Raw genomic sequence first — 19,177 nt, 5'->3', positions numbered from 1 at the left:
CTAGGACACCTCGACGATCGGGAGGCGCAGGGCGGCCGGGGCCCGCTCGGGGACGGCCGGGTTCTTCGGCGCGACCGCCGCGACCCGCCGGTAGGGGGCGCCGAGCGCGGGACGCGGGTCGTCCTCGCCCTTGTTCGGCCACAGCGACATCGCCCGCTCGGCCTGCGCGGTGATCGTCAGCGACGGGTTCACGCCGAGGTTCGCCGACACCGCCGACCCGTCCACGACGTGCAGCCCCTCGTGCCCGTAGACGCGGTGGTAGGGGTCGATGACGCCGTGTTCGGGCGCGTCGCCGATCGGGCAGCCGCCGAGGAAGTGCGCGGTCAGCGGGACGTCGAACAGGTCGCCCCAGCCGCCGCCCGCCATGCCGCCGGTCTCCTCGGCGAGCAGCCGCGCGGCGTCGTGGCCGTCGGGGATCCACGTCGGGTTGGGCTCGCCGTGCCCGGCCGCCGCGCGGACGTCCCAGCCGAACGGCCCGCGTTTGGGCGTGAGCGTGATCGAGTTGTCGCGGGACTGCATGACGAGCGCGATGACCGTCCGCTCCGACCACGTCCGGACGTCGAGGAGCTGCACCAGGTCGCCGGGCCGCCGCGCGACCTGCCCGAGGAACTTGGCCCAGCGCGGCCGGTGCTTCTCGCCGGGCCGGTCGCCGTCCACGAGCAGCGTCTGGAGCAGCGCCATGAGGTTGGAGCCCTTGCCGTACCGGACGGGCTCGATGTGCGTGTCCTCGGTCGGGTGGAACGACGAGGTGATCGCGACGCCGCGCGAGTAGTCCGGGCCGGGGACGCCGTTGCGGCGGCCCGCGCCGAGGACGGCCTCGGAGTTCGTGCGGGTCAGCTCGCCGAGCCTCGGCGACAGCTTCGGCAGCCGTCCGGTGGAGCGCAGCTTGTGCAGGAGCTTCTGCGTCCCGTAGGTGCCCGCCGCGAACACGACATTTTGCGCGGTGAAGCTCTTGCGGTTGCGTCCGAACGAGCCGGTGCGGACGATGTCGACCCGGTAGCCGCCGCCGTCCAGCGGCGTGACGGCCGTGACGCGGCTGAGCGGCATGATCCGCGCGCCCGCCTTCTCCGCCAGGTACAGGTAGTTCTCGGTGAGCATGTTCTTGGCGCCGTGCCGGCAGCCGACCATGCACTCGCCGCACTCGGTGCAGCCGCGCCGGCGCGGCCCGGCGCCGCCGAAGTACGGGTCGTCGCTCTCGACGCCCGGACCGTCGCCGAAGTGGACGCCGACCGGGGTCCGGACGAACGTGTCGCCCTTGCCCATCCGCTCGGCGACGTTGCGCATCGCCTCGTCCGCGGCGGTGATCGTCGGGTTCTGGACGACCCCGAGCATCCGCCGCGCCTGGTCGTAGTACGGCGCCAGCTCGGCCTTCCAGTCCGTGATGTGCGCCCACTGCCGGTCCTTGAAGAACGGGTCCGGCGGGACGTACAGCGTGTTGGCGTAGTTCAGCGACCCGCCGCCGACGCCCGCCCCGGCCAGCACCATGACCCGGCTGGACTTCGCGCCCCGGATCAGGTGGATGCGCTGCATCCCGGTGAGGCCGAACGCGGGCGCCCAGATGTAGCGGGCCACCCGCCAGTTGGTCTTCGGCATCTCGGGGTAGCGGGCGCCGGGGGGCGCGTCCGGGCCCGCGTCGAAGCGGCGGCCCGCCTCGATCACGCCGACCTTGTAGCCCTTCTCGGTCAGGCGCAGCGCGGTCACGCTGCCGCCGAACCCCGAGCCGACGACCAGAACGTCGAAATCCATGCGCCCTACTTGATCCTCAGCGTCTTCATCAGCTTCACCCCGCGCGCCATCAGCCCGGCGAACGTCGCGTAGCTCATCGAGCCCGGCGGTTCCAGGTCCATGTAGTGCTGGCTCGCGACGGTCTGGACCTCGGTGAACTTCAGCAGGCCCTCCGTCCCGTGCCGCCGTCCGACGCCGGACTGCTTGAACCCGCCCATCGGCGCGTCGTAGGACGCGTAGGCGGCGCCGTAGCCGTCGTTGACGTTGACCGTCCCGGCCTGGAGGCGGGCGGCGAGGCGGCGGCCGTGCGCGACGTCCTTCGTCCAGACCGACGCGTTCAGGCCGTACTCGGTGTCGTTGGCGCGGGCGACGACCTCGTCCTCGTCCCGGAACTTGTAGACCGCGACGACCGGCCCGAACGTCTCGTTGGCGCACAGGTCCATCGCGCCGGTGACGTCGGCGAGGACGGTCGGCTCGTAGAACAGCGGGCCGATGTCGGGCCGCGCCTTGCCGCCCGCCAGCACCGTCGCGCCCTCGCGGACGGCCTGCTCGACGTGCGCGGTGACCGCTTCGAGCTGGCGCGGGTAGGTGAGCGAGCCCATCTCGGCGGAGTAGTCCAGCGCGCTGCCGAGCTTCATGTTCTGCGCCAGCTCGGCGAAACGTGGGACGAACCGGTCGTAGATGTCCTCGTGGACGTAGAGCCGCTCGATCGAGATGCACAGCTGGCCCGCGTTGGTGAAGCAGGCGCGCAGCGCGCCCCGGGCGGTGCGCTCGACGTCGGCGTCCGCGAGGACGATCATCGGGTTCTTGCCGCCGAGTTCCAGCGAGTAGTTCACCAGGCGCGGCGCGACCTTGGCCGCGATCGCCTTCCCGCCCCGGGTGGAGCCGGTGAACGACACGTAGTCGGCGTTGTCGATGAGCGGGTCGCCGATCTCGGCGGGGTCGCCGACGACGATCTGCCACAGGTCGCGCGGCAGGCCCAGCTCGATGAGCAGGTCCAGGATCCACAGGCTCGTCAGGCACGTCTGGGTGTCGGGCTTGTGGATCACCGCGTTGCCCGCCATGAGCGCGGGCGCGATGTCGCTGGTGCCGAGCACGAGCGGGTAGTTCCACGGCGAGATGAGGCCGACGACGCCCTTCGGGTGGCGCAGCTCGCGGACGCGCGTGAGGCCCGGCACCATGCCCTGGCGGCGGTGCGGCTTCAGCAGCTTCGGCGCCCGGCGGGCGTAGTAGAGCGAGCAGAGGGCGACGTCCAGGAACTCTTCGAGGGCGTGGCGGCGCGCCTTGCCCGTTTCGAGCTGCAGGACGTCCAGGATCTCCTCGCGGCGTTCCACGATGGCGTCGGCGAGGCGCAGGAAGGGCTTGGCGCGCTGCGCGGGCGTCAGCTCGGCCCAGGCGCGCTGCGCCTTGCGGGCGCGCTCGTGGGCGAGGCGGACGTCGTCCGCGCTGGAGACCGGCACCGTGGCCAGCGGCTCGCCGGTGAAGGGGGTGGGAATCGTCACGGTCTCGGCACCGCCGGAGGCGACGTGCGAGGCCAGCCGCTCGACGACGCTCTGGGGGAGCCTGTGCTCTGTCACGCCTTTGGCGAGGCCCGTCGAAGATGCCATGAAGGCAGAGTATGACCAGGTGACCATAGGACGCTACCCACAGGTAACGAGTTACTTTCCGTCAGTTATCGGGTTCTTTCCGTGGCGACAGTTGCGGAACGTTCCACCATGACCGAGTTGGGCAACCCACCGCTTGACCCGCCGGTCAGGGTGTAAGCACGGGACGGAGCAACGCCAGGCGCCGCCGCCGCGCCGCGCCGCCGGACGTCCCCCGCCCGCCCGTCCGGCCGGAGCACCGGCGGCCGACAGGAGGGACCGCAGCATGATCGACGCCCCGAACGGCCGTCCGCGCGCCGCCGCGCCGACCGCCCGCGGACGGGGCCGGGCGCCCCGCGCGGCCGGCCCTCCCGGCACCGCCCGCCGCGACCGCCGCGAGGAGACCCGCACGGCGCTGCTCGCGGCGGCCGGCCGACTGTGGGCCGAGCACGGCATCCACGGCGCGTCGCTGGACGACATCGCGGCGGCGGCGGGCCTGACCAAGGGCGCGGTCTACTCCAACTTCACGGGCAAGACCGATCTCGTCCTCGCGCTGATGGAACGGTGTACCGACGCGTCCGCGACCGCGCTCCGGAACGCCCTGCCACTGTGCGCCCGCTTCACCGAGGACGCGCACCACTGCGACGACGACTGCACCGACGGCCGTCTCCTCGCCCTGCTCCTGGTGGAGTTCTGGCTCTACGGGATGCGCGACCACGCGGCGGGCTGGCGCGTAGCCGACTGGTGGGCCGAACACCGCACCCGCCTCGCCGCGGGCCTCCCCGGCGACGGCCCGGCCGGCGACGCCCCCGCCCGCGCCGCCCTCGCCGTGGCCCTGGACATCGGCCTGGCCTTCCAGCACCTCATGGACCCCGACCGCGTCCCCGCCGACCTCTACAACCGAGCCGTCCGCCTCCTCTAACTTCACGCTCACGAACCCACGGCCACCGTTCGGCCGTCGGCTGCCGCCAGGGCATGGACCCAGTCGAAGATCACTTCGTGGGCGTGCGCGAGGGCGCCGTTCTGGCAGTGCAGGTGCCCGCCGTCCCGCTCGGTGAACGTGTGGACGCTTGCCGAGCGGGCGCCGGTCAGCCGCGCCGCGAAGTCATGGCCGAGCGCGGGGTCGTAGAAGTGCTCGCGCTCGGCCAGCAGGACGAGGGTGTCGGCCGCGATCCGTGCGGCCCACGGCCCGTCGTCGTAGGCGCGCATCGCCCGGACCAGCTCGGGGAGCGTCGCGGCCCCGAACGTCCAGCACCCGTTGGCGATCCCCCACCGGGCCTGCGCGTCGAAGCGCGCGTAGAGCGGGACGGCCCGCCGCATCCACCACGGCATCCGCTGGAACGCACCGCGCAGCGGCTTCGGGACGTTGTGCAGGAACGCCGTCAGCATCCCCGGGAAGTAGTCGTAAAGCACGATCCCCCGGTAGCGCGGCTCGAACGCGGCGGCCCGCGCCAGCAGATGGCCGCCGAAACTGATCCCCACACCGACGAGCGGCCGTGACCCGGTCCGCTCCGTCAGCCAGTCCAGGACGGCGCCCGTCGGCCGCTCCCACTCGGCGGTGAACGGCAGCCCGTGCTCGCGCAGCGCCGCGCCCTGCCCCGGGCCGGTGAACATGAGCACGTCATACCCACGCCGGGCCGCCGCCCCGCCGAGCATGAAGTACAGCTCCTCCAGCGTGGAGTCGAAGCCGCCCTGCACGACGAGCACAGGCCGCCCACCAGCCTCCGCACGCAACTCCAACCCCGCCATGCCAACGTCCGCCGCACGCAAGGACAGCCGCTCCACCTCGACGTCCGCCGCGCGCAGCCCCTTCAGCTCGGCGTCCGGCGCGCGCAGGAACAGCCCCTCCAGTTCGGCGCCCTCGTACGGGATGGTCACGCGCTCGATGTCGGCGCCGAGGTCGGCCAGCCCGGCGTCGAACCAGGCGCGGGCCGCCGCGAACGCCGTGCCGCGCCGGGCGTCGGACGGGTCGAGGAAGAACTCGGCCTGGCGGACGTAGTTGCTCGCGCGCAGCAGCGCCGCGCCGCGTGAGACGGGCTCGCGGCAGGCGCGCCCGCGTGCGGCCGTGCGGTCCGCCGCCGCCGACCACTCCCGGAACCAGGACTCGGCGTTCCCGCGCCGCACCCGCGCCATGACGACGGCGACCTCGCCGAAGTCGCCGCCGTCGTACGCGGCCGTCCAGAGCCCGCGCAGCGCCTCGAAGTCGAAGGCCGGGGTCCGGGAGAACCTGATCCGCCGCATGCCGCCTCCATTTATGTGTCATGACACATATCTACGAGCGCCGAGCATATGCATGTCATGACACACATCGCAATAGACTCCGTCCGTGGAGCCCGTACTCGAACTGCTGTCCGCCGTGAAGATCGCGCAGCGGGAGCTGGACCGCCGCTTCAACCGGCTACTGCGCCCGCTCGGCGTCACGGCCGTCCAGGCCGAGGCGCTGCTGATCATCGCGGACGAACAGCCGGTCTCCATCGCGGCCCTCGGCGCGCGGATGGCCGCCGAGCGCGGCCATCCGAGCCGTCTCGCCGACCGGCTAGCCGCCGCCGGCTGGGTCCGGCGCACACCGGCGCCGGACGACGGACGACAGACCGACCTGACCCTCACCCTGGAGGGTCAGGAGATCGTCCGCCGGATCGTGGTCGTCCGGCAGCCGTTCCTCGACTGGGCAGGCCGGACGTTCGCCGAGGCGGGCCTCGACGACGCCCTGCCCGCGATCCGCCGCATCCTCGACCTCGTCCGCTCCCTGCCCGAGCCCGACTGACCCGCCACCACGAGCACACCACCAAGCCCAACCACCCCAGCGGAACACACCGCGCCAACCCGCCAGCACGCAAACCGAGCGGTCAGCACGCAAGCCGAACAGCCAGCGCGCGAGCCGAGCCGCATACGCGCGGCACGACCCGTCACGCGCAAACCGAACCGCCGGCGTCCAGCTGACCTTCAGCCCAGCCGACCCAGCAGGGCTGGGCGTCAGCGGGTGGGGAGGGTGGTGGGGCCGTCGTCGGGCTGTTCGGTGAGGGGCGGCAGAGTGGCTTCGGGGGCCGGGCGGTCCTCGGGGGGTGTTGCCGCGCGGGGGCCTACGGACGGCACCGGGTTGTCGTCGTCCAGGGTGCCGTTCGGGACGATCTGCGGCTGGACGAGCTTGCCGACCGCCAGTTCGCCGTCCGCCGACTTGAAGACCTTGTCGAAGTTCGCGACGTACGCGGCGTAGGTCTTGGCGTCGTCCAGCGTGAGGACGGCCTCGTCGTTGCGCTTGAGCGCGTCGTAGGTGTAGCTGTGGCTGCCCGTCAGGACGAGCTTGCGGTGCCGTCCGCCGTACGTCCCGTCGATCAGCAGGTACTTGGAGTGCGCCGGGTGCGAGCTGCTGGAGCGGAAGAACCGCACCTTGGCGCCGCTGCGCTCCAGGACCTTCTCGACGTCCTCGCCGAGGCTGCCGCTGGCGATCCGCACGTCGCAGCCCTGCCCGTCCAGCCAGGCGAGCGCGTCCGCGACGCCCTTGCGGGTGAACAGGCCGCTGGACAGGCTGACCTTCGTGCCCGGCGTGCAGGTCACCATCTGCAGCGTCGCGACGATCGGGTCCGGCTGGGTCGACTTGGGATAGAAGCTCACCGACCGGGACCCCGACTTGATCGTCCGCCAGTAGTTCGGGTCGGCCTTCTTACGAGCCAGGTCGTAGAAGTACGTCCGGTACGCATTGTGCAGCGTCGTATCGGTCATCGTGTAAGCGTCGTTGTACTGGTTGTACATACCGCCCGTGGCATTGCCGGACGTCTGCACCACGACGTTCTTCGAGTCGTACGTCTTCGAGAAGACGTAGAACTTGTTGTGGTTCTTCGCCCACTGGCCGGATGCGGACGTCCGCGCGATGCAGCCCTCGTTCTTCGGGCACACCGTGATCCACGACCCCTTGGACATGTCCGTCCCGAGGTTCTTCTTCAGCAGCGCGTAGTTCTCCGGCCGCTTGCTCAGGCTGTCGTTGTCCAGGACGATCCGGACCTTCACCCCGCGCTTGTGCGCGTTCACCAGCGCGTTCGTCATACCGGTCGTCTGGAGCCGGAACAGCGCGACGTCGATCTCGGCGCCCTTCGGCGTCTTGCGGATCAGCCGCTTGATGTAGAGGTCGAGCGACCCGGCCTGGTCGGTGTTCCCGGTCGGGTTGTTGAACAGCGGCCCCTGGGGGACGTACGTCCGCTTGACGGTCCACGGCGTCGTCGCGGGCTTCAGCGACATCGGCCTCGGCTTGACCGGCACGGCCGCCGAAGCGCCGCCCGCGGCGGCCAACTCCAGCACCATCAGGCCGGCCCCGGCCAGCAGTCCTCCGGCGACGATGGACAACCCCCGCACGCGCGACCCCTTCGCTCGGTATCAGTACGTCTCGTCCCCCGACAAGGAGACGGACGTTACCACCGATAGCGCCGCAAGACAGTTCGGGTCCCATATTTCACACGAGACCATGACTCAGCGGGAAAACTCGGGTAACCCGGACACAGACCGCGACCGGGGAACGTCAGAGCGTCGGGACGATGTCGGGCGCGCCGCGCCGGGACGCGGACGCCTCGTGGTCCCCGTCCTGCGACTGGGACGCGCGCTCGGCCTCGATCCGCTTGCGGTAGTACTCGATCTCCCGGTCCCGCTGCTCGGCCGACCAGCCGAGGACGGGCGCGACCAGGTCCGCCGCCTCCTCCGCCACGCCGACGCCCCGGTCCCACGTCTCGATGGAGATCCGCGTCCGCCGCGCGAGGACGTCGTTCAGGTGCCGCGCCCCCTCGTGCGACGCCGCGTAGACGATCTCCGCGCGCAGGTAGTCGTCCGCGCCGGTCAGCGGACGGCCGAGGTCGGGCCGCTCGGCGACCATCGCGAGCAGGTCGTCCACGAGCGTCCCGTAGCGGCGCAGCAGGTGCTCGATCCGCGCGACGTGCAGGCCCGAGCGCGCGGCGAGCCGGTGCCGCGCGTTCCACATCGCCGGAAAGCCCTCGCCGCCGACCAGCGCGACCCGGTCGGTGCAGGACTCGGCGACCTTGCCGTCCAGGCCGTGCGCCACCGCGTCGATCGCGTCCTTGGCCATCACCCGGTACGTCGTGTACTTGCCGCCCGCGACGAGCACCAGCCCCGGCACCGGATGCGCGACGACGTGCTCGCGGGAGAGCTGCGACGTCTCCTCCCGCTCCCCGCGCAACAGCGGGCGCAGCCCCGCGTAGACGCCCTCGACGTCGTCGTGCGTCAGCGGCGTGTTGAGCACCGCGTTCACGTGCTCCAGGACGTAGTCGATGTCGGCGCGGGACGCGGCCGGGTGCGCGAGGTCCAGGTCCCAGGCCGTGTCGGTCGTCCCGATGATCCAGTGGCGGCCCCACGGGATGACGAACAGCACGGACTTCTCGGTGCGCAGCAGGATCCCGGTCGCCGAGTGGATCCGGTCCTTCGGGACGACGAGGTGGATCCCCTTCGACGCCTTCACGTGGATCCGCCCGCGTCCCCCGACGAGCTGCTGGATCTCGTCCGTCCACACCCCGGTCGCGTTGACGACCTGCTTGGCGCGCACCTCGCTCACCGCGTCGCTCTCCAGGTCGCGGATCCGCAGGCCGGTGACGCGCTCGCCCTCGCGCAGGAACCCGACGCACTGGGTGCGGGACGCGATCCGCGCGCCGAACTGCGCCGCCGTCCGCAGCGCGGTCATGACGAAGCGGGCGTCGTCCACCTGGGCGTCCCAGAGCTGGATCGCGCCGGTGAACGCGTCCTTGCGCAGCGACGGCGCCAGCTTCAGCGCGCCGCGCCGCGTCAGGTGCCGGTGGTGCGGGACGCCGCGCGTGCTGCCCATCTGGAACGCCAGCGCGTCGTACAGCGCGACCCCCGCGCCGAAGTAGCCGCGTTCCCACACGCGGTGCGTCGTCGGCAGCAGGAACGGCACCGGACGCACCAGGTGCGGCGCGATCCGCTGGAGCAGCAGGCCGCGTTCGGTCAGCGCCTCCCGGACGAGGTCGAAGTTGAACTGCTCCAGATACCGCAGCCCGCCGTGGATCAGCTTGGACGACCGCGAGGACGTCCCGGACGCGAAGTCCCGCGCCTCCACGACCGCGACCGACAGCCCGCGCGTCGCCGCGTCCAGGGCCGCGCCCGCGCCGACGATCCCGGCGCCGACCACGACGACGTCGAACTCCTCGCCGCTCGCCATCCGGTCCAGCGCCATCGCCCGTTCGGCGGGTCCGAGCCGCGCGCTGCCCAGCCCGGTCACCGGTGATCCCGTCATCGTGATGTCTCCCCGTAGGCGTCACTCGGCCCGGTACCTACCCAGCGGTAGGTAGGCGTCCACCTTCCGCGCAGTGGACAATTCACCACGTTCGGCGGACGTGACGGCCATGATGACAGCCGTCGGTGAACGAAGGAGCGGCATGACGGACTGGCGGATCCCCGAGTTCGACGAGGTGCGCGAACTGGGCCGGGGCGCGCAGGGACGCGTCGTCCTCGCCCGCCACGCCGGGGACGGCACACCCGTCGCGATCAAGTACCTGACCGCCGCGGCCACCGCCGGGGACCGCGAGGGCTTCCGCCACGAGGCGCGGATGCTCGGCCGCGTCACCAGCCCGCACGTCACGCGCCTGTACCGGCTCGTGGAGAACGAGCAGGGCGCGGCGCTCGTCATGGAGGCCGTGGACGGCGCGTCTCTGCGCGAGATCCTCGCCCGGCACGGCGCGCTGGAGCCCGAGGCGGCGCTGACCGTCCTCAAGGGGTCGCTGCTCGGGCTCGCCGCCGCGCACGCCGTCGGGGTCGTCCACCGCGACTACAAGCCCGCGAACGTCATGGTGCTCGCGGACGGACGCAGCAAGCTCATCGACTTCGGCATCGCCACGCCGTCCGGGGCCGCGTCGGGGTCGGGCACGCCGTTCTACATGGCGCCCGAGCAGTGGAACCGGAAGCCCGCGAGCCCGGCGACGGACGTGTACGCCGCGACCTGCGTGTTCTACGAGTGCGTCACCGGGCACCGGCCGTTCGAGGCGTCGGGGGCGGCGCTGATGGCGCAGCACGGGACCGCGCCGGTGCCGCTGGCGGACGTCCCCGAGCCGCTGCGCCCGCTCGTCGAGCACGGCATGGCCAAGGAGGCGGCGCGGCGTCCGCCGGGCGCGGCGGCGTTCGTCGCGGAGCTGGAGGACGCGGCCCGGCGCGCCTACGGGGCGGACTGGGAGCAGCGCGGGCTGCGCGCCGCCGCCGTGGCCGCCGCCGCGCTCGCCGCCCTGTTCCCGCTCGCCGCCGCGGGCCTGTCCGCGCCGGGCGCCGCCGCGGCGGCGGGCTCGGCGGGCGCCGCAGGTTCCGCCGGCGCGGGCGCGGCCGGCGCGGGCTCAGCGGGCGCGGGCGCCGCCGGTTCGGCGGGCGGCGGGGCCGTGCAGACGGGCGCGGGCTTCCTCGCCAAGGCGGGCGGCGTGAAGGCGGTCGCGGCCGTCGTCGGCGCGGCGGCCGTGGCGGGCGGCGGCATCGCGGCCTACGAGACGGCCAAGTCCGACCCGCCGCCGCCCCGCCCGATCGCGCTCCAGGTCGCGTCCACGTCCCTGGTGAACAACCAGAACGGCCTGGTCGTGGACAAGGCCCAGTACGTGACCGTCAGCAACGTGAAGGACCCGGCCGTCGCCCGCAAGGTGAACGCCGCGCTGCACAAGCCCGTGGACGACGCCATCGCCCGCTACGCCCAGCACGCGAACGCGCCGGGGCAGGGACCCGACTTCATCGCCCAGCAGCGCACCTATCCCACCAACGACCCGAGGCGGATGATCCTGCGCATCACCACGGAGATCGGCGTGCGCGGCCCGAAGCTCCTGTCCGTCGGCTACATGGTCGCCAACCCGGTCAACGCGGGCGGCGGCCACATCTACGACCCCATCGTGGTCACCGTGGACCTGACCACCGGCAGGACGCTGTCCGCCAAGGACGTGCTGCTCCCGAGCACCCTGACGAAAGCGGGCCTCACCCGACTGTCACCGCTGGTGCCGCCGATCCCGTCCAGCACGCCGGACTACCCCGAACCGGGCCACTGCGTCCCGTCCCTGGCTCAGGACTACGCCGGCGGCAACGTCCCCGAGAACGTCCTGACCGGACTGCCCGTCCTGCTGACCAGGACGGGCGTGCGCTTCGGCTTCGCCAACTCCGGCGAGTGCGGCTACCACCTGTGGAGCGACCCGGTCGCCTACCCCAAGGTCGGCCCGTACCTGCGGCCCGGCGTCCAGGCCAAGGCCACCGCCTAACGCGGCGCGACGACGACCTGGACGCGCTGGAACTCCTTCAGCTCGGTGTACCCGGACGTCGCCATCGCGCGGCGCAGCGAGCCGATCAGGTTCATCGAGCCGTCGGCCACGCGGGACGGGCCGTGCAGGATCTGGTCCATCGTGCCGATCGTGCCGAGGTCGAGCCGGGTGCCGCGCGGGACGTCCGGGTGGTGCGCCTCGCTGCCCCAGTGGTAGCCGCGTCCGGGCGCCTCGGTGGCGCGCGCGAACGGTGAGCCGACCATGACGGCGTCGGAGCCGCACGCGAACGCCTTGGCGATGTCGCCGCTGTTGGTCATGCCGCCGTCGGCGATGACGTGGACGTACCGGCCGCCGGACTCGTCCATGTAGTCGCGGCGGGCGGCGGCGACGTCCGCGACGGCCGTCGCCATCGGCACCGCCACGCCGAGCACCGTGCGCGTCGTGTGGCCCGACCCGCCGCCGAACCCGACGAGGACGCCAGCAGCGCCCGTCCGCATGAGGTGCAGCGCGGCCGTGTACGTCGAGCAGCCGCCGACGATCACCGGGACGTCCAGGTCGTAGATGAACTGCTTGAGGTTCAGCGGCTCGGCGCGCGACGACACGTGCTCGGCCGACACGGTCGTCCCCCGGATGACGAAGATGTCCACGCCCGCGTCGATGACGGCCTTGTGGAACTGCGCCGTGCGCTGCGGCGACAGCGCCGCCGCGACCGTCACGCCCGCCGACCGGATCTCCTCGATGCGCCGCCCGATCAGCTCCTCGCGGATCGGCGCCGCGTAGATCTCCTGGAGCCGCTGGGTGGCGCGGGTGTCGTCCAGCGACGCGATCTCGGCGAGCAGCGGCTCGGGGTTCTCGTACCGCGTCCACAGCCCTTCGAGGTCGAGGACGCCGAGCCCGCCGTGCCGTCCCACGGCGATCGCGGTGGCCGGGCTGACGACGCTGTCCATCGGCGCGACGAGGATCGGCATCTCGAACCGGTAGGCGTCGATCTGCCAGGCGACGCTGACCTCCTCCGGGTCGCGCGTGCGCCGGGACGGCACGATGCCGATGTCGTCGAACCGGTACGCCCGGCGTCCGCTCTTGCCGCGCCCGATCTCCACCTCAGCAGCCACTGCCCTCTATCCCTCTTCCCGTGCGGGGGTCCCGGGCGGAGCCATTCCCGCCCGGCGGCCGATCCAAAGGCCCCGCAGAGCCTATGTCAGGTCAGCGGCCCTGGTAATTGGGGGCCTCGACCGTCATCTGGATGTCGTGCGGGTGGCTCTCCTTGAGGCCCGCGGACGTGATCTGCATGAGCTGGCCGCGCCGCTGGAGTTCGGGGATCGTCCGGGTGCCCGCGTACCACATCGACTGGTGCAGGCCGCCGACGAGCTGGTGCGCGACGTTGGACAGCGGGCCCCGGTAGGGCACCTGGCCCTCGACGCCCTCGGGGATCAGCTTCTCCTCGGCCTCCACGCCGGCCTGGGCGTAGCGGTCCTTGGAGAAGGACGAGCCGCCGCGCTCGCGGTTGCGCATCGCGCCGAGCGACCCCATGCCGCGGTACGACTTGTACTGCTTGCCGTGGACGAAGATCAGCTCGCCGGGCGACTCCTCCACCCCGGCGAGCAGGCTGCCGAGCATGACGGTGTCCGCGCCCGCGACGATCGCCTTGGCGATGTCGCCGGAGTACTGCAGGCCGCCGTCGCCGATGATCGGGACGCCGCCCTCCCGGCCCGCCCGGGACGCCTCGGCGATCGCGGTGATCTGCGGCACGCCCACCCCGGCGACGACGCGCGTGGTGCAGATGGAGCCGGGGCCGACGCCGACCTTGACCGCGTCCGCGCCCGCCTCGACCAGCGACTTCGCGCCCGCGTAGGTCGCGACGTTGCCGCCGACGACCTGGACGCCGCTGTTGGCCTTGATCGCCGCGATCGTGTCGGCGACGCCCTTGGAGTGGCCCTGCGCGACGTCCACGATGATCACGTCGGTGCCCGCCTCGACGAGCGCGGCGGCGCGGCGCAGCGCGTCCTCGCCGACGCCCACCGCGGCGGCGACGAGCAGCCGTCCGTCGGCGTCCTTGGTGGCGAGGGGATATTGCTCGCTCTTGGTGAAGTCCTTGACGGTGATGAGGCCGCGCAGCCGTCCGTCGGCGTCCACCAGCGGCAGCTTCTCGATCTTGTGCCCGGCCAGCAGCCGGAACGCCTCCTCGCGGGACACGTCCACCGGCGCGGTGATCAGCGGCATCGCGGTCATGACCTCGCGCACCGGACGGTTCAGATCCGTCTCGAACCGCATGTCCCGGTTGGTCACGATCCCGACGAGCACGCCCCGCACGTCGGTGACCGGTACGCCCGAGATGCGGTACCGGGCGCAGAGTTCCTCGACGTCGGCGAGCGTCGCGTCGGGCAGGCACGTCACCGGATTGGTGATCATCCCGGCCTCGGAGCGCTTGACGCGGTCGGCGTGCGCGGCCTGCTCCTCGATCGACATGTTGCGGTGCAGCACGCCGATCCCGCCCTGGCGCGCCATCGCGACGGCGGTGCGCGCCTCGGTGACGGTGTCCATCGCGGCCGACGCCAGCGGGATCCGCAGCTCGATCTCGCGCGTCAGCCGGGTCGTGGTGTCGGCCTCGCCGGGCTGCAGGTCGGAGTAGCCGGGCAGCAGCAGGACGTCGTCGAACGTCAGACCCGGCGGGAGGATCGGGTTGGGCTCGGCTGGCGTGTTCATGACGACCTTCCCGTAGGCGGCGATGGGGTGGTGCCTCGCGGCGACCCGGCACTTCGCGGGAGAGCGATGCGCGGCGGCGGGCATCGGGCCAGGTCACGGCGGCTACCCACATCGTAGGACGTTCCCGGCGACTCGGCCCCGCGTTCGCCGAGGCGTCCGAGTGGCCTTCACGACACCGGGAAAGCCCGTTTCGGAGGGCAACGCAGCCCCCGGAACGCGCATTCCCGGCGTCCCGGACCGGACGATCCGAAAATCGTTCGCGTCCGGAAACACGCCGGGGGGTGCGCCGGGAGGGGTCGGTCGGGTTAGCGTGGTGGGGTGCATGACGACGCTCCGCCCGACCCGTTCGCCGGCGACCCGGAGGACCCGGCCGCCTCGCTCGGCGATCCCGGCGGCGACACCGCCCCGCTCAGCCTGACCGAGCGGGAGGACGTCCTCGCCGACCTCGCCGACCTTGAGGTGTTCCGCGCCCTGCTGGAACCCCTCGGCGTGCGGGGCCTCACCGTGGAGTGCGGCGACTGCGGCAAGACCCACTACATCGACTGGGAGCTCCTGCACGGCAACCTGCGCCACCTGCTGGACCGCGGCCTGCCCCGCGTCCACGAGCCCGCCCTGTCGCCCGACCCCGTCGACTACGTGAGCTGGGAGTACGCGCGCGGCTACGTCGACGGCGTGATCGACAGCGAAGAGGGCCGCGACACCCCCTGACGCGCCCCGGCCCAGCGCGGCTGGGCGTCGGCGCGCCCCGACCCGGCCGGGCCCGGCCCGCCCGACACGACGCCACCCGTCCCGGCGCGGCACGACCCCGCGCGACACGACCCGCCGCGCCCGGCCGACGCGGCGCGCTGGGGGTCGGCGCGGCCGGGTCGGGCGGGCGGTCAGGGGAACTCGGGCAGGCCCAGGCCGCGCTGGAGCTGGCGGCGCAGGTCGTCGACCGTCCCGATCGGGTCGCGCACCAGGGGCGGCGGCTCGACGCGGTGGTCGCGCTTGCGGGACGGGCGCGGGTTCAGCAGCCCGTCCAGGCCGTCGCGCAGGCCGCCGACCGGGTCGGGCGCCTGCTGCCTGGGGTTCGGCCGGGCGGGCTTGCGCGGCAGGGTCCGCGGCGGCCGGTCCGGCTCCGGCGGCACCCCCAGCTTGATGGTCCCGGCGACGCTGTCGCCGGGGGCCGCGCCCGCTTCCGTCCGGCGCGGCGCCTCGCCCGTGATGACGGGCACGAAGCCGTGCTGCAGCGTGAGCCGTCCGGCCGCCGCCGCAACGCCCGTGCTCGCCAGCAGGGTCGTCGCGACGCCGAACGCCACGATCGCGCTCGGTCCGCCGCGCCGCCGCCGGCGCAGGTCCACCGGTTCCACGACCGCCGGATCGCGCGCCCGGTCGCCGTCGTCGGCCGCGCCCGCGCCGTCGGGGGACGGCCCGTCCGCGTCCGGCCGCCCGGACGGCACCGCGCCGTCGCGCTGCGGGTCCGGCAGCGGCCCGAGGACGTCCAGCGGGTCCGCGCCCGGCTCGGCGTCCGCGAACAGCTCGGGGAACACCTCCTGGACGCTCGGCGCCTGCGCGGACGCGTCCACCACGGACGGATCGACCACGGACGGGTCCGGCACGGCCTGCAGCGGCGCCTGGCCGGTCACGTCGGCGACGAGGGCGCCGAGCAGCCGCACGGCGGGGTCGTCGAAGGCCGCGAGATCGCCCGCGGACCCGCCGGCGAGCGCGTCGAGCAGGGCGTCGGTGCGCGCCATCTCGGCCGCCTCGGTGCCGGCGAGCTGGATCACGACGCCGCCGGGCGCACGACGCGCGCCCGGGAATCCGGAACTCGGGGGCTCGGGCGGATCCGGGGCGCCAGGGCTCCGTCCCGTCAAGCGATCGACTCCTCTCTGGCCATCGCCCGCAGCCGGGTGAGCGCCCGATGCTGGGCCACCCGTACCGCCCCCGCGGACATGCCCAGAACATTACCGGTCTCTTCCGCCGACAGCCCGGCCACCACCCGCAGCAGGATCAGCTCCCGCTGGTGCTCGGGCAGCCGGGTCAGCAGGTCACGGGCCCGTTCGACCTCGATGTGGCGCACCACCGTCTCTTCCGGACCCGGCCGTTCGTCGGGGCCGTCGGGGAGGTCGGCGGTGGGCACGGCGGCGCGGACGGCGCTGCGCATCGCGTCGGCGATCTTGTGCGCGGCGATGCCGAAGACGAACGACGCGAAGGGCCGTCCCATGTCCCGGTACCTGGGCAGAGCCGACAGGACGGCGATGCACACTTCCTGCGCCACGTCGTCGGCGATGTGGTACTGGCCGGAGATCCGGCCGAGGCGCGCGCGGCAGTACCGGACGATCATCGGCCGGACCTGGCCGATCAGCGCCTCGATCGCGCCCTCGTCGCCCTCGACGGCCAGCCGTGTCAGGGCGCGCATGTCCGCCTCGTCGGCGCGGTGCTCGGCGGCGGCGCGCAGCAGCCGGACGCGCGCCGCGCCCCGGGGCGGAGGAACCGGCGGCCCCCCCGAGGGCCCGGTGACGCTCGTGGACGTGGTCCCGGCGATGCATCCCTCGGTCACATGGATGATGATGCCCAGCCGGGAGGGACCTGTCGCCCCGCTCGTCGACAACGGAATGGTCACAGTGCCGCGGAAGAATACTAAAAATCACGCATAGTCGCCGCCCCGCGCCGCACTGTGCGGAACGGCGGGCCGAAAACGACGGGGCCTCCGCCCGAAAAGCGGAGACCCCGTTCCTGAACCCGGTTCAGAACCTGGTCAGTGGCCGTGCCCGTGCCCGTGGCCGTGACCGCCGGCGGCCTCGTCGGCCTCCTCCGGCTTCTCGACGACGAGCGCCTCGGTGGTGAGCAGCATCCCGGCGATCGACGCGGCGTTGGTGACGGCCGAGCGCGTCACCTTCACCGGGTCGATGACGCCCTGCGCCACGAGGTCGCCGTACTCGCCGGTCGCGGCGTTGAAGCCGTGGCCCGCGTCCAGCTCGCGGACCTTGGAGACCACGACGTAGCCCTCCTGACCCGCGTTCTCGGAGATCCAGCGCAGCGGCTCGACCAGCGCGCGGCGCAGGGCCTCCGCGCCGGTGGCCTCGTCGCCCGACAGCCCGAGCGCGTCGAAGTCGGCCGTGGCCACGTGGACCAGCGCCGAGCCGCCGCCCGAGACGATGCCCTCCTCGATGGCCGCGCGGGTCGCCGAGATGGCGTCCTCCAGGCGGTGCTTCTTCTCCTTCAGCTCGACCTCGGTGGCCGCGCCGACGCGGAGCACGCACACGCCGCCCGACAGCTTGGCGAGCCGCTCCTGGAGCTTCTCGCGGTCCCAGTCGGAGTCGCTGTTCTCGATCTCGACCTTGATCTGCGCGACCCGGCCGTGGATGTCGTCGGCCGAACCGGCGCCGTCCACGATCGTGGTGGCGTCCTTGGTGACCGTGACGCGCCGGGCGCGGCCCAGGTGCTCCAGGTCGACGCTGTCGAGCTTGAGGCCGATCTGCTCGGAGATGACCTGGCCGCCGGTCAGGACGGCCATGTCGCCGAGCATCGCCTTGCGGCGGTCGCCGAAGCCGGGCGCCTTCACCGCGATGGACGTGAACGTCCCGCGGATCTTGTTGGCGACCAGCAGCGCCAGGGCCTCGCCCTCGACGTCCTCGGCCACGACCAGCAGCGGCTTCTTGGTCTGGGCGACCTTCTCCGCGATCGGCAGGAACTCCTGCACGTTGGAGATCTTGCCGTCGACGATGAGCACGTAGGCGTCCTCCAGGACGCCCTCCATGCGCTCGGTGTCGGTCACCATCTGCGGCGACAGGTAGCCCTTGTCGAACTGGAGGCCCTCGGTGAACTCCAGTTCGAGGCCCATCGTGTGGGCCTCCTCCACCGTGATGACGCCGTCCTTGCCGACCTTGTCGAACGCCTCGGCGATCAGCTCGCCGATCTTGGCGTCCTGCGCGGAGATCGTCGCGACGTGCGCGATCTCGCTCTTCTCGCCGACCTCGCGGGCCGTCTTGAGGAGCTGGTCGGAGACGTACTGGGCCGCCGCGTCGATGCCGCGCTTCAGGCTCAGCGGGGACGCGCCGGCCGCGACGTTGCGCAGGCCCTCGCGGACCAGCGCCTGCGCCAGGACGGTCGCGGTCGTCGTGCCGTCGCCGGCGACGTCGTTGGTCTTGGTCGCGACCTCCTTGGCGAGCTGGGCGCCCAGGTTCTCGTACGGGTCCTCCAGCTCGACCTCGCGCGCGATCGTCACACCGTCGTTGGTGATCGTCGGCGCGCCGAACTTCTTGTCGATGACGACGTTGCGGCCACGCGGGCCGATCGTCACCTTGACGGCGTCCGCGAGGGCGTTGACGCCGCGCTCCAGCGCCCGCCGCGCGTCCTCGTCGAATTCCAGGATCTTCGCCATGAGGGAAACTCCACCTCTCCGTGTTCTGTGCCGCTACGCGAGCCGCCCCGGGCGCGCCCCTCGCGGGACGGGACCGGGGCGGCTGGTCACGGCGCGGTGACTACTTCTCGATGACCGCGAGGACGTCGCGGGCGGAGAGGACGAGGTACTCCTCGCCGTTGTACTTGACCTCGGTGCCGCCGTACTTGCTGTACAGCACGACCTCGCCGACCTTGACGTCGACCGGGACGCGCTCGCCCTTGTCGTCGACCCGGCCCGGGCCCACGGCGATGACGGTGCCCTCCTGGGGCTTCTCCTTGGCGGTGTCCGGAATGACCAGGCCGGAGGCCGTGGTGGTCTCGGCCTCGAGCGGCTGGACGACGATGCGGTCCTCGAGCGGCTTGAGAACAACCTTGGTGGCGGTCGTCACGATCTGACCTCCCCTTTGCTTGCGTGCCGGCAAGCGAGCCGGCGTCAACGTTGACAGAGAGGCGACCCTGGACCGGCCTGCCGTCGCGGGTGCCAGACCGACCTTGTCGCTGTGCTTGGCACTCTACCGTGGAGAGTGCCAGGCATGAAAACTATGGGTCCTT

At 72.6% G+C, this 19,177-nt stretch carries 15 protein-coding genes; 4 read left to right on the top strand and 11 right to left on the bottom strand.

Translation table 11 applies throughout. The features are described 5' to 3' along the window. Positions 1–1,746 carry a GMC oxidoreductase gene (locus GQ466_RS01510; RefSeq protein ID WP_161100959.1) on the bottom strand — a complete coding sequence of 582 codons (1,746 nt, stop codon included), beginning with the start codon at positions 1,744–1,746 and terminating at the stop codon, positions 1–3. A 5-nt stretch (positions 1,747–1,751) separates the two neighbouring features. After that, positions 1,752–3,332 (bottom strand): succinic semialdehyde dehydrogenase, encoded by a 1,581-nt coding sequence (locus tag GQ466_RS01505; RefSeq protein ID WP_161100958.1) that lies wholly within the window; start codon positions 3,330–3,332, stop codon positions 1,752–1,754. Positions 3,333–3,594: 262 nt separating this feature from the next. Between GQ466_RS01505 and GQ466_RS01500 the strand changes: the two genes are divergently transcribed. Next, a complete protein-coding gene (locus GQ466_RS01500; RefSeq protein ID WP_161100957.1) occupies positions 3,595–4,230 on the top strand; it encodes a TetR/AcrR family transcriptional regulator in 636 nt (211 codons plus the stop codon). 8 nt (positions 4,231–4,238) lie between these two features. On the opposite strand, the gene GQ466_RS01495 is transcribed toward GQ466_RS01500, so the two are convergent. Further along, positions 4,239–5,549, bottom strand: a complete 1,311-nt coding sequence (locus tag GQ466_RS01495; RefSeq protein ID WP_161100956.1) for an alpha/beta hydrolase — start codon at positions 5,547–5,549, stop codon at positions 4,239–4,241. Positions 5,550–5,634: 85 nt separating this feature from the next. Here GQ466_RS01495 and GQ466_RS01490 point away from each other — a divergent pair, with 85 nt between their 5' ends. Further along, complete coding sequence (locus GQ466_RS01490; protein WP_161100955.1) at positions 5,635–6,072, top strand: MarR family transcriptional regulator; 438 nt, start codon at positions 5,635–5,637, stop codon at positions 6,070–6,072. Positions 6,073–6,281: 209 nt separating this feature from the next. Here the strand turns inward: GQ466_RS01490 and GQ466_RS01485 are convergent, their stop codons facing one another. Both GQ466_RS01485 and GQ466_RS01480 read right to left on the bottom strand, forming a co-directional pair. Continuing rightward, positions 6,282–7,655, bottom strand: coding sequence for a phospholipase D-like domain-containing protein (locus GQ466_RS01485; protein ID WP_161100954.1), 1,374 nt, complete (start codon positions 7,653–7,655; stop codon positions 6,282–6,284). A gap of 163 nt (positions 7,656–7,818) precedes the next feature. Further along, positions 7,819–9,555 carry a glycerol-3-phosphate dehydrogenase/oxidase gene (locus GQ466_RS01480; RefSeq protein WP_161100953.1) on the bottom strand — a complete coding sequence of 579 codons (1,737 nt, stop codon included), beginning with the start codon at positions 9,553–9,555 and terminating at the stop codon, positions 7,819–7,821. A gap of 142 nt (positions 9,556–9,697) precedes the next feature. Between GQ466_RS01480 and GQ466_RS30570 the strand changes: the two genes are divergently transcribed. Next, on the top strand, positions 9,698–11,539 hold the full coding sequence (locus GQ466_RS30570) for a protein kinase domain-containing protein (RefSeq protein WP_202419917.1): 1,842 nt from the start codon (positions 9,698–9,700) through the stop codon (positions 11,537–11,539). Here the strand turns inward: GQ466_RS30570 and GQ466_RS01470 are convergent. Both GQ466_RS01470 and guaB read right to left on the bottom strand, forming a co-directional pair. Beyond that, complete coding sequence (locus tag GQ466_RS01470) at positions 11,536–12,639, bottom strand: GuaB3 family IMP dehydrogenase-related protein (protein WP_161102327.1); 1,104 nt, start codon at positions 12,637–12,639, stop codon at positions 11,536–11,538. The genes GQ466_RS30570 and GQ466_RS01470 overlap by 4 nt on opposite strands. A gap of 103 nt (positions 12,640–12,742) precedes the next feature. Beyond that, complete coding sequence (gene guaB / locus GQ466_RS01465; RefSeq protein WP_161100952.1) at positions 12,743–14,242, bottom strand: IMP dehydrogenase; 1,500 nt, start codon at positions 14,240–14,242, stop codon at positions 12,743–12,745. 318 nt (positions 14,243–14,560) lie between these two features. On the opposite strand from guaB, the gene GQ466_RS01460 reads away from it, so the two are divergent. After that, positions 14,561–14,950 carry a DUF5319 domain-containing protein gene (locus GQ466_RS01460; protein ID WP_103564334.1) on the top strand — a complete coding sequence of 130 codons (390 nt, stop codon included), beginning with the start codon at positions 14,561–14,563 and terminating at the stop codon, positions 14,948–14,950. A 170-nt stretch (positions 14,951–15,120) separates the two neighbouring features. On the opposite strand, the gene GQ466_RS01455 is transcribed toward GQ466_RS01460, so the two are convergent. From GQ466_RS01455 to groES, 4 genes are all read right to left on the bottom strand, one after another. Further along, entirely contained in the window at positions 15,121–16,008 is an 888-nt protein-coding gene (locus tag GQ466_RS01455) for a hypothetical protein (protein ID WP_161100951.1), read from the bottom strand. 83 nt (positions 16,009–16,091) lie between these two features. Beyond that, positions 16,092–16,682 carry a sigma-70 family RNA polymerase sigma factor gene (locus GQ466_RS01450; protein WP_272917930.1) on the bottom strand — a complete coding sequence of 197 codons (591 nt, stop codon included), beginning with the start codon at positions 16,680–16,682 and terminating at the stop codon, positions 16,092–16,094. Positions 16,683–16,979: 297 nt separating this feature from the next. Beyond that, the gene (groL, locus tag GQ466_RS01445; RefSeq protein ID WP_161100950.1) at positions 16,980–18,605 is read right to left on the bottom strand and encodes a chaperonin GroEL; all 1,626 of its coding nucleotides are present in this window, start codon (positions 18,603–18,605) and stop codon (positions 16,980–16,982) included. A 100-nt stretch (positions 18,606–18,705) separates the two neighbouring features. Beyond that, the gene (groES, locus tag GQ466_RS01440; RefSeq protein ID WP_019632552.1) at positions 18,706–19,014 is read right to left on the bottom strand and encodes a co-chaperone GroES; all 309 of its coding nucleotides are present in this window, start codon (positions 19,012–19,014) and stop codon (positions 18,706–18,708) included. Positions 19,015–19,177 lie beyond the last annotated feature (163 nt).

It is taken from the genome of Actinomadura rayongensis (genome assembly GCF_009831215.1).
Lineage (GTDB): Bacteria > Actinomycetota > Actinomycetes > Streptosporangiales > Streptosporangiaceae > Spirillospora > Spirillospora rayongensis.
This window is presented reverse-complemented; position numbering and strand designations above follow the sequence as displayed.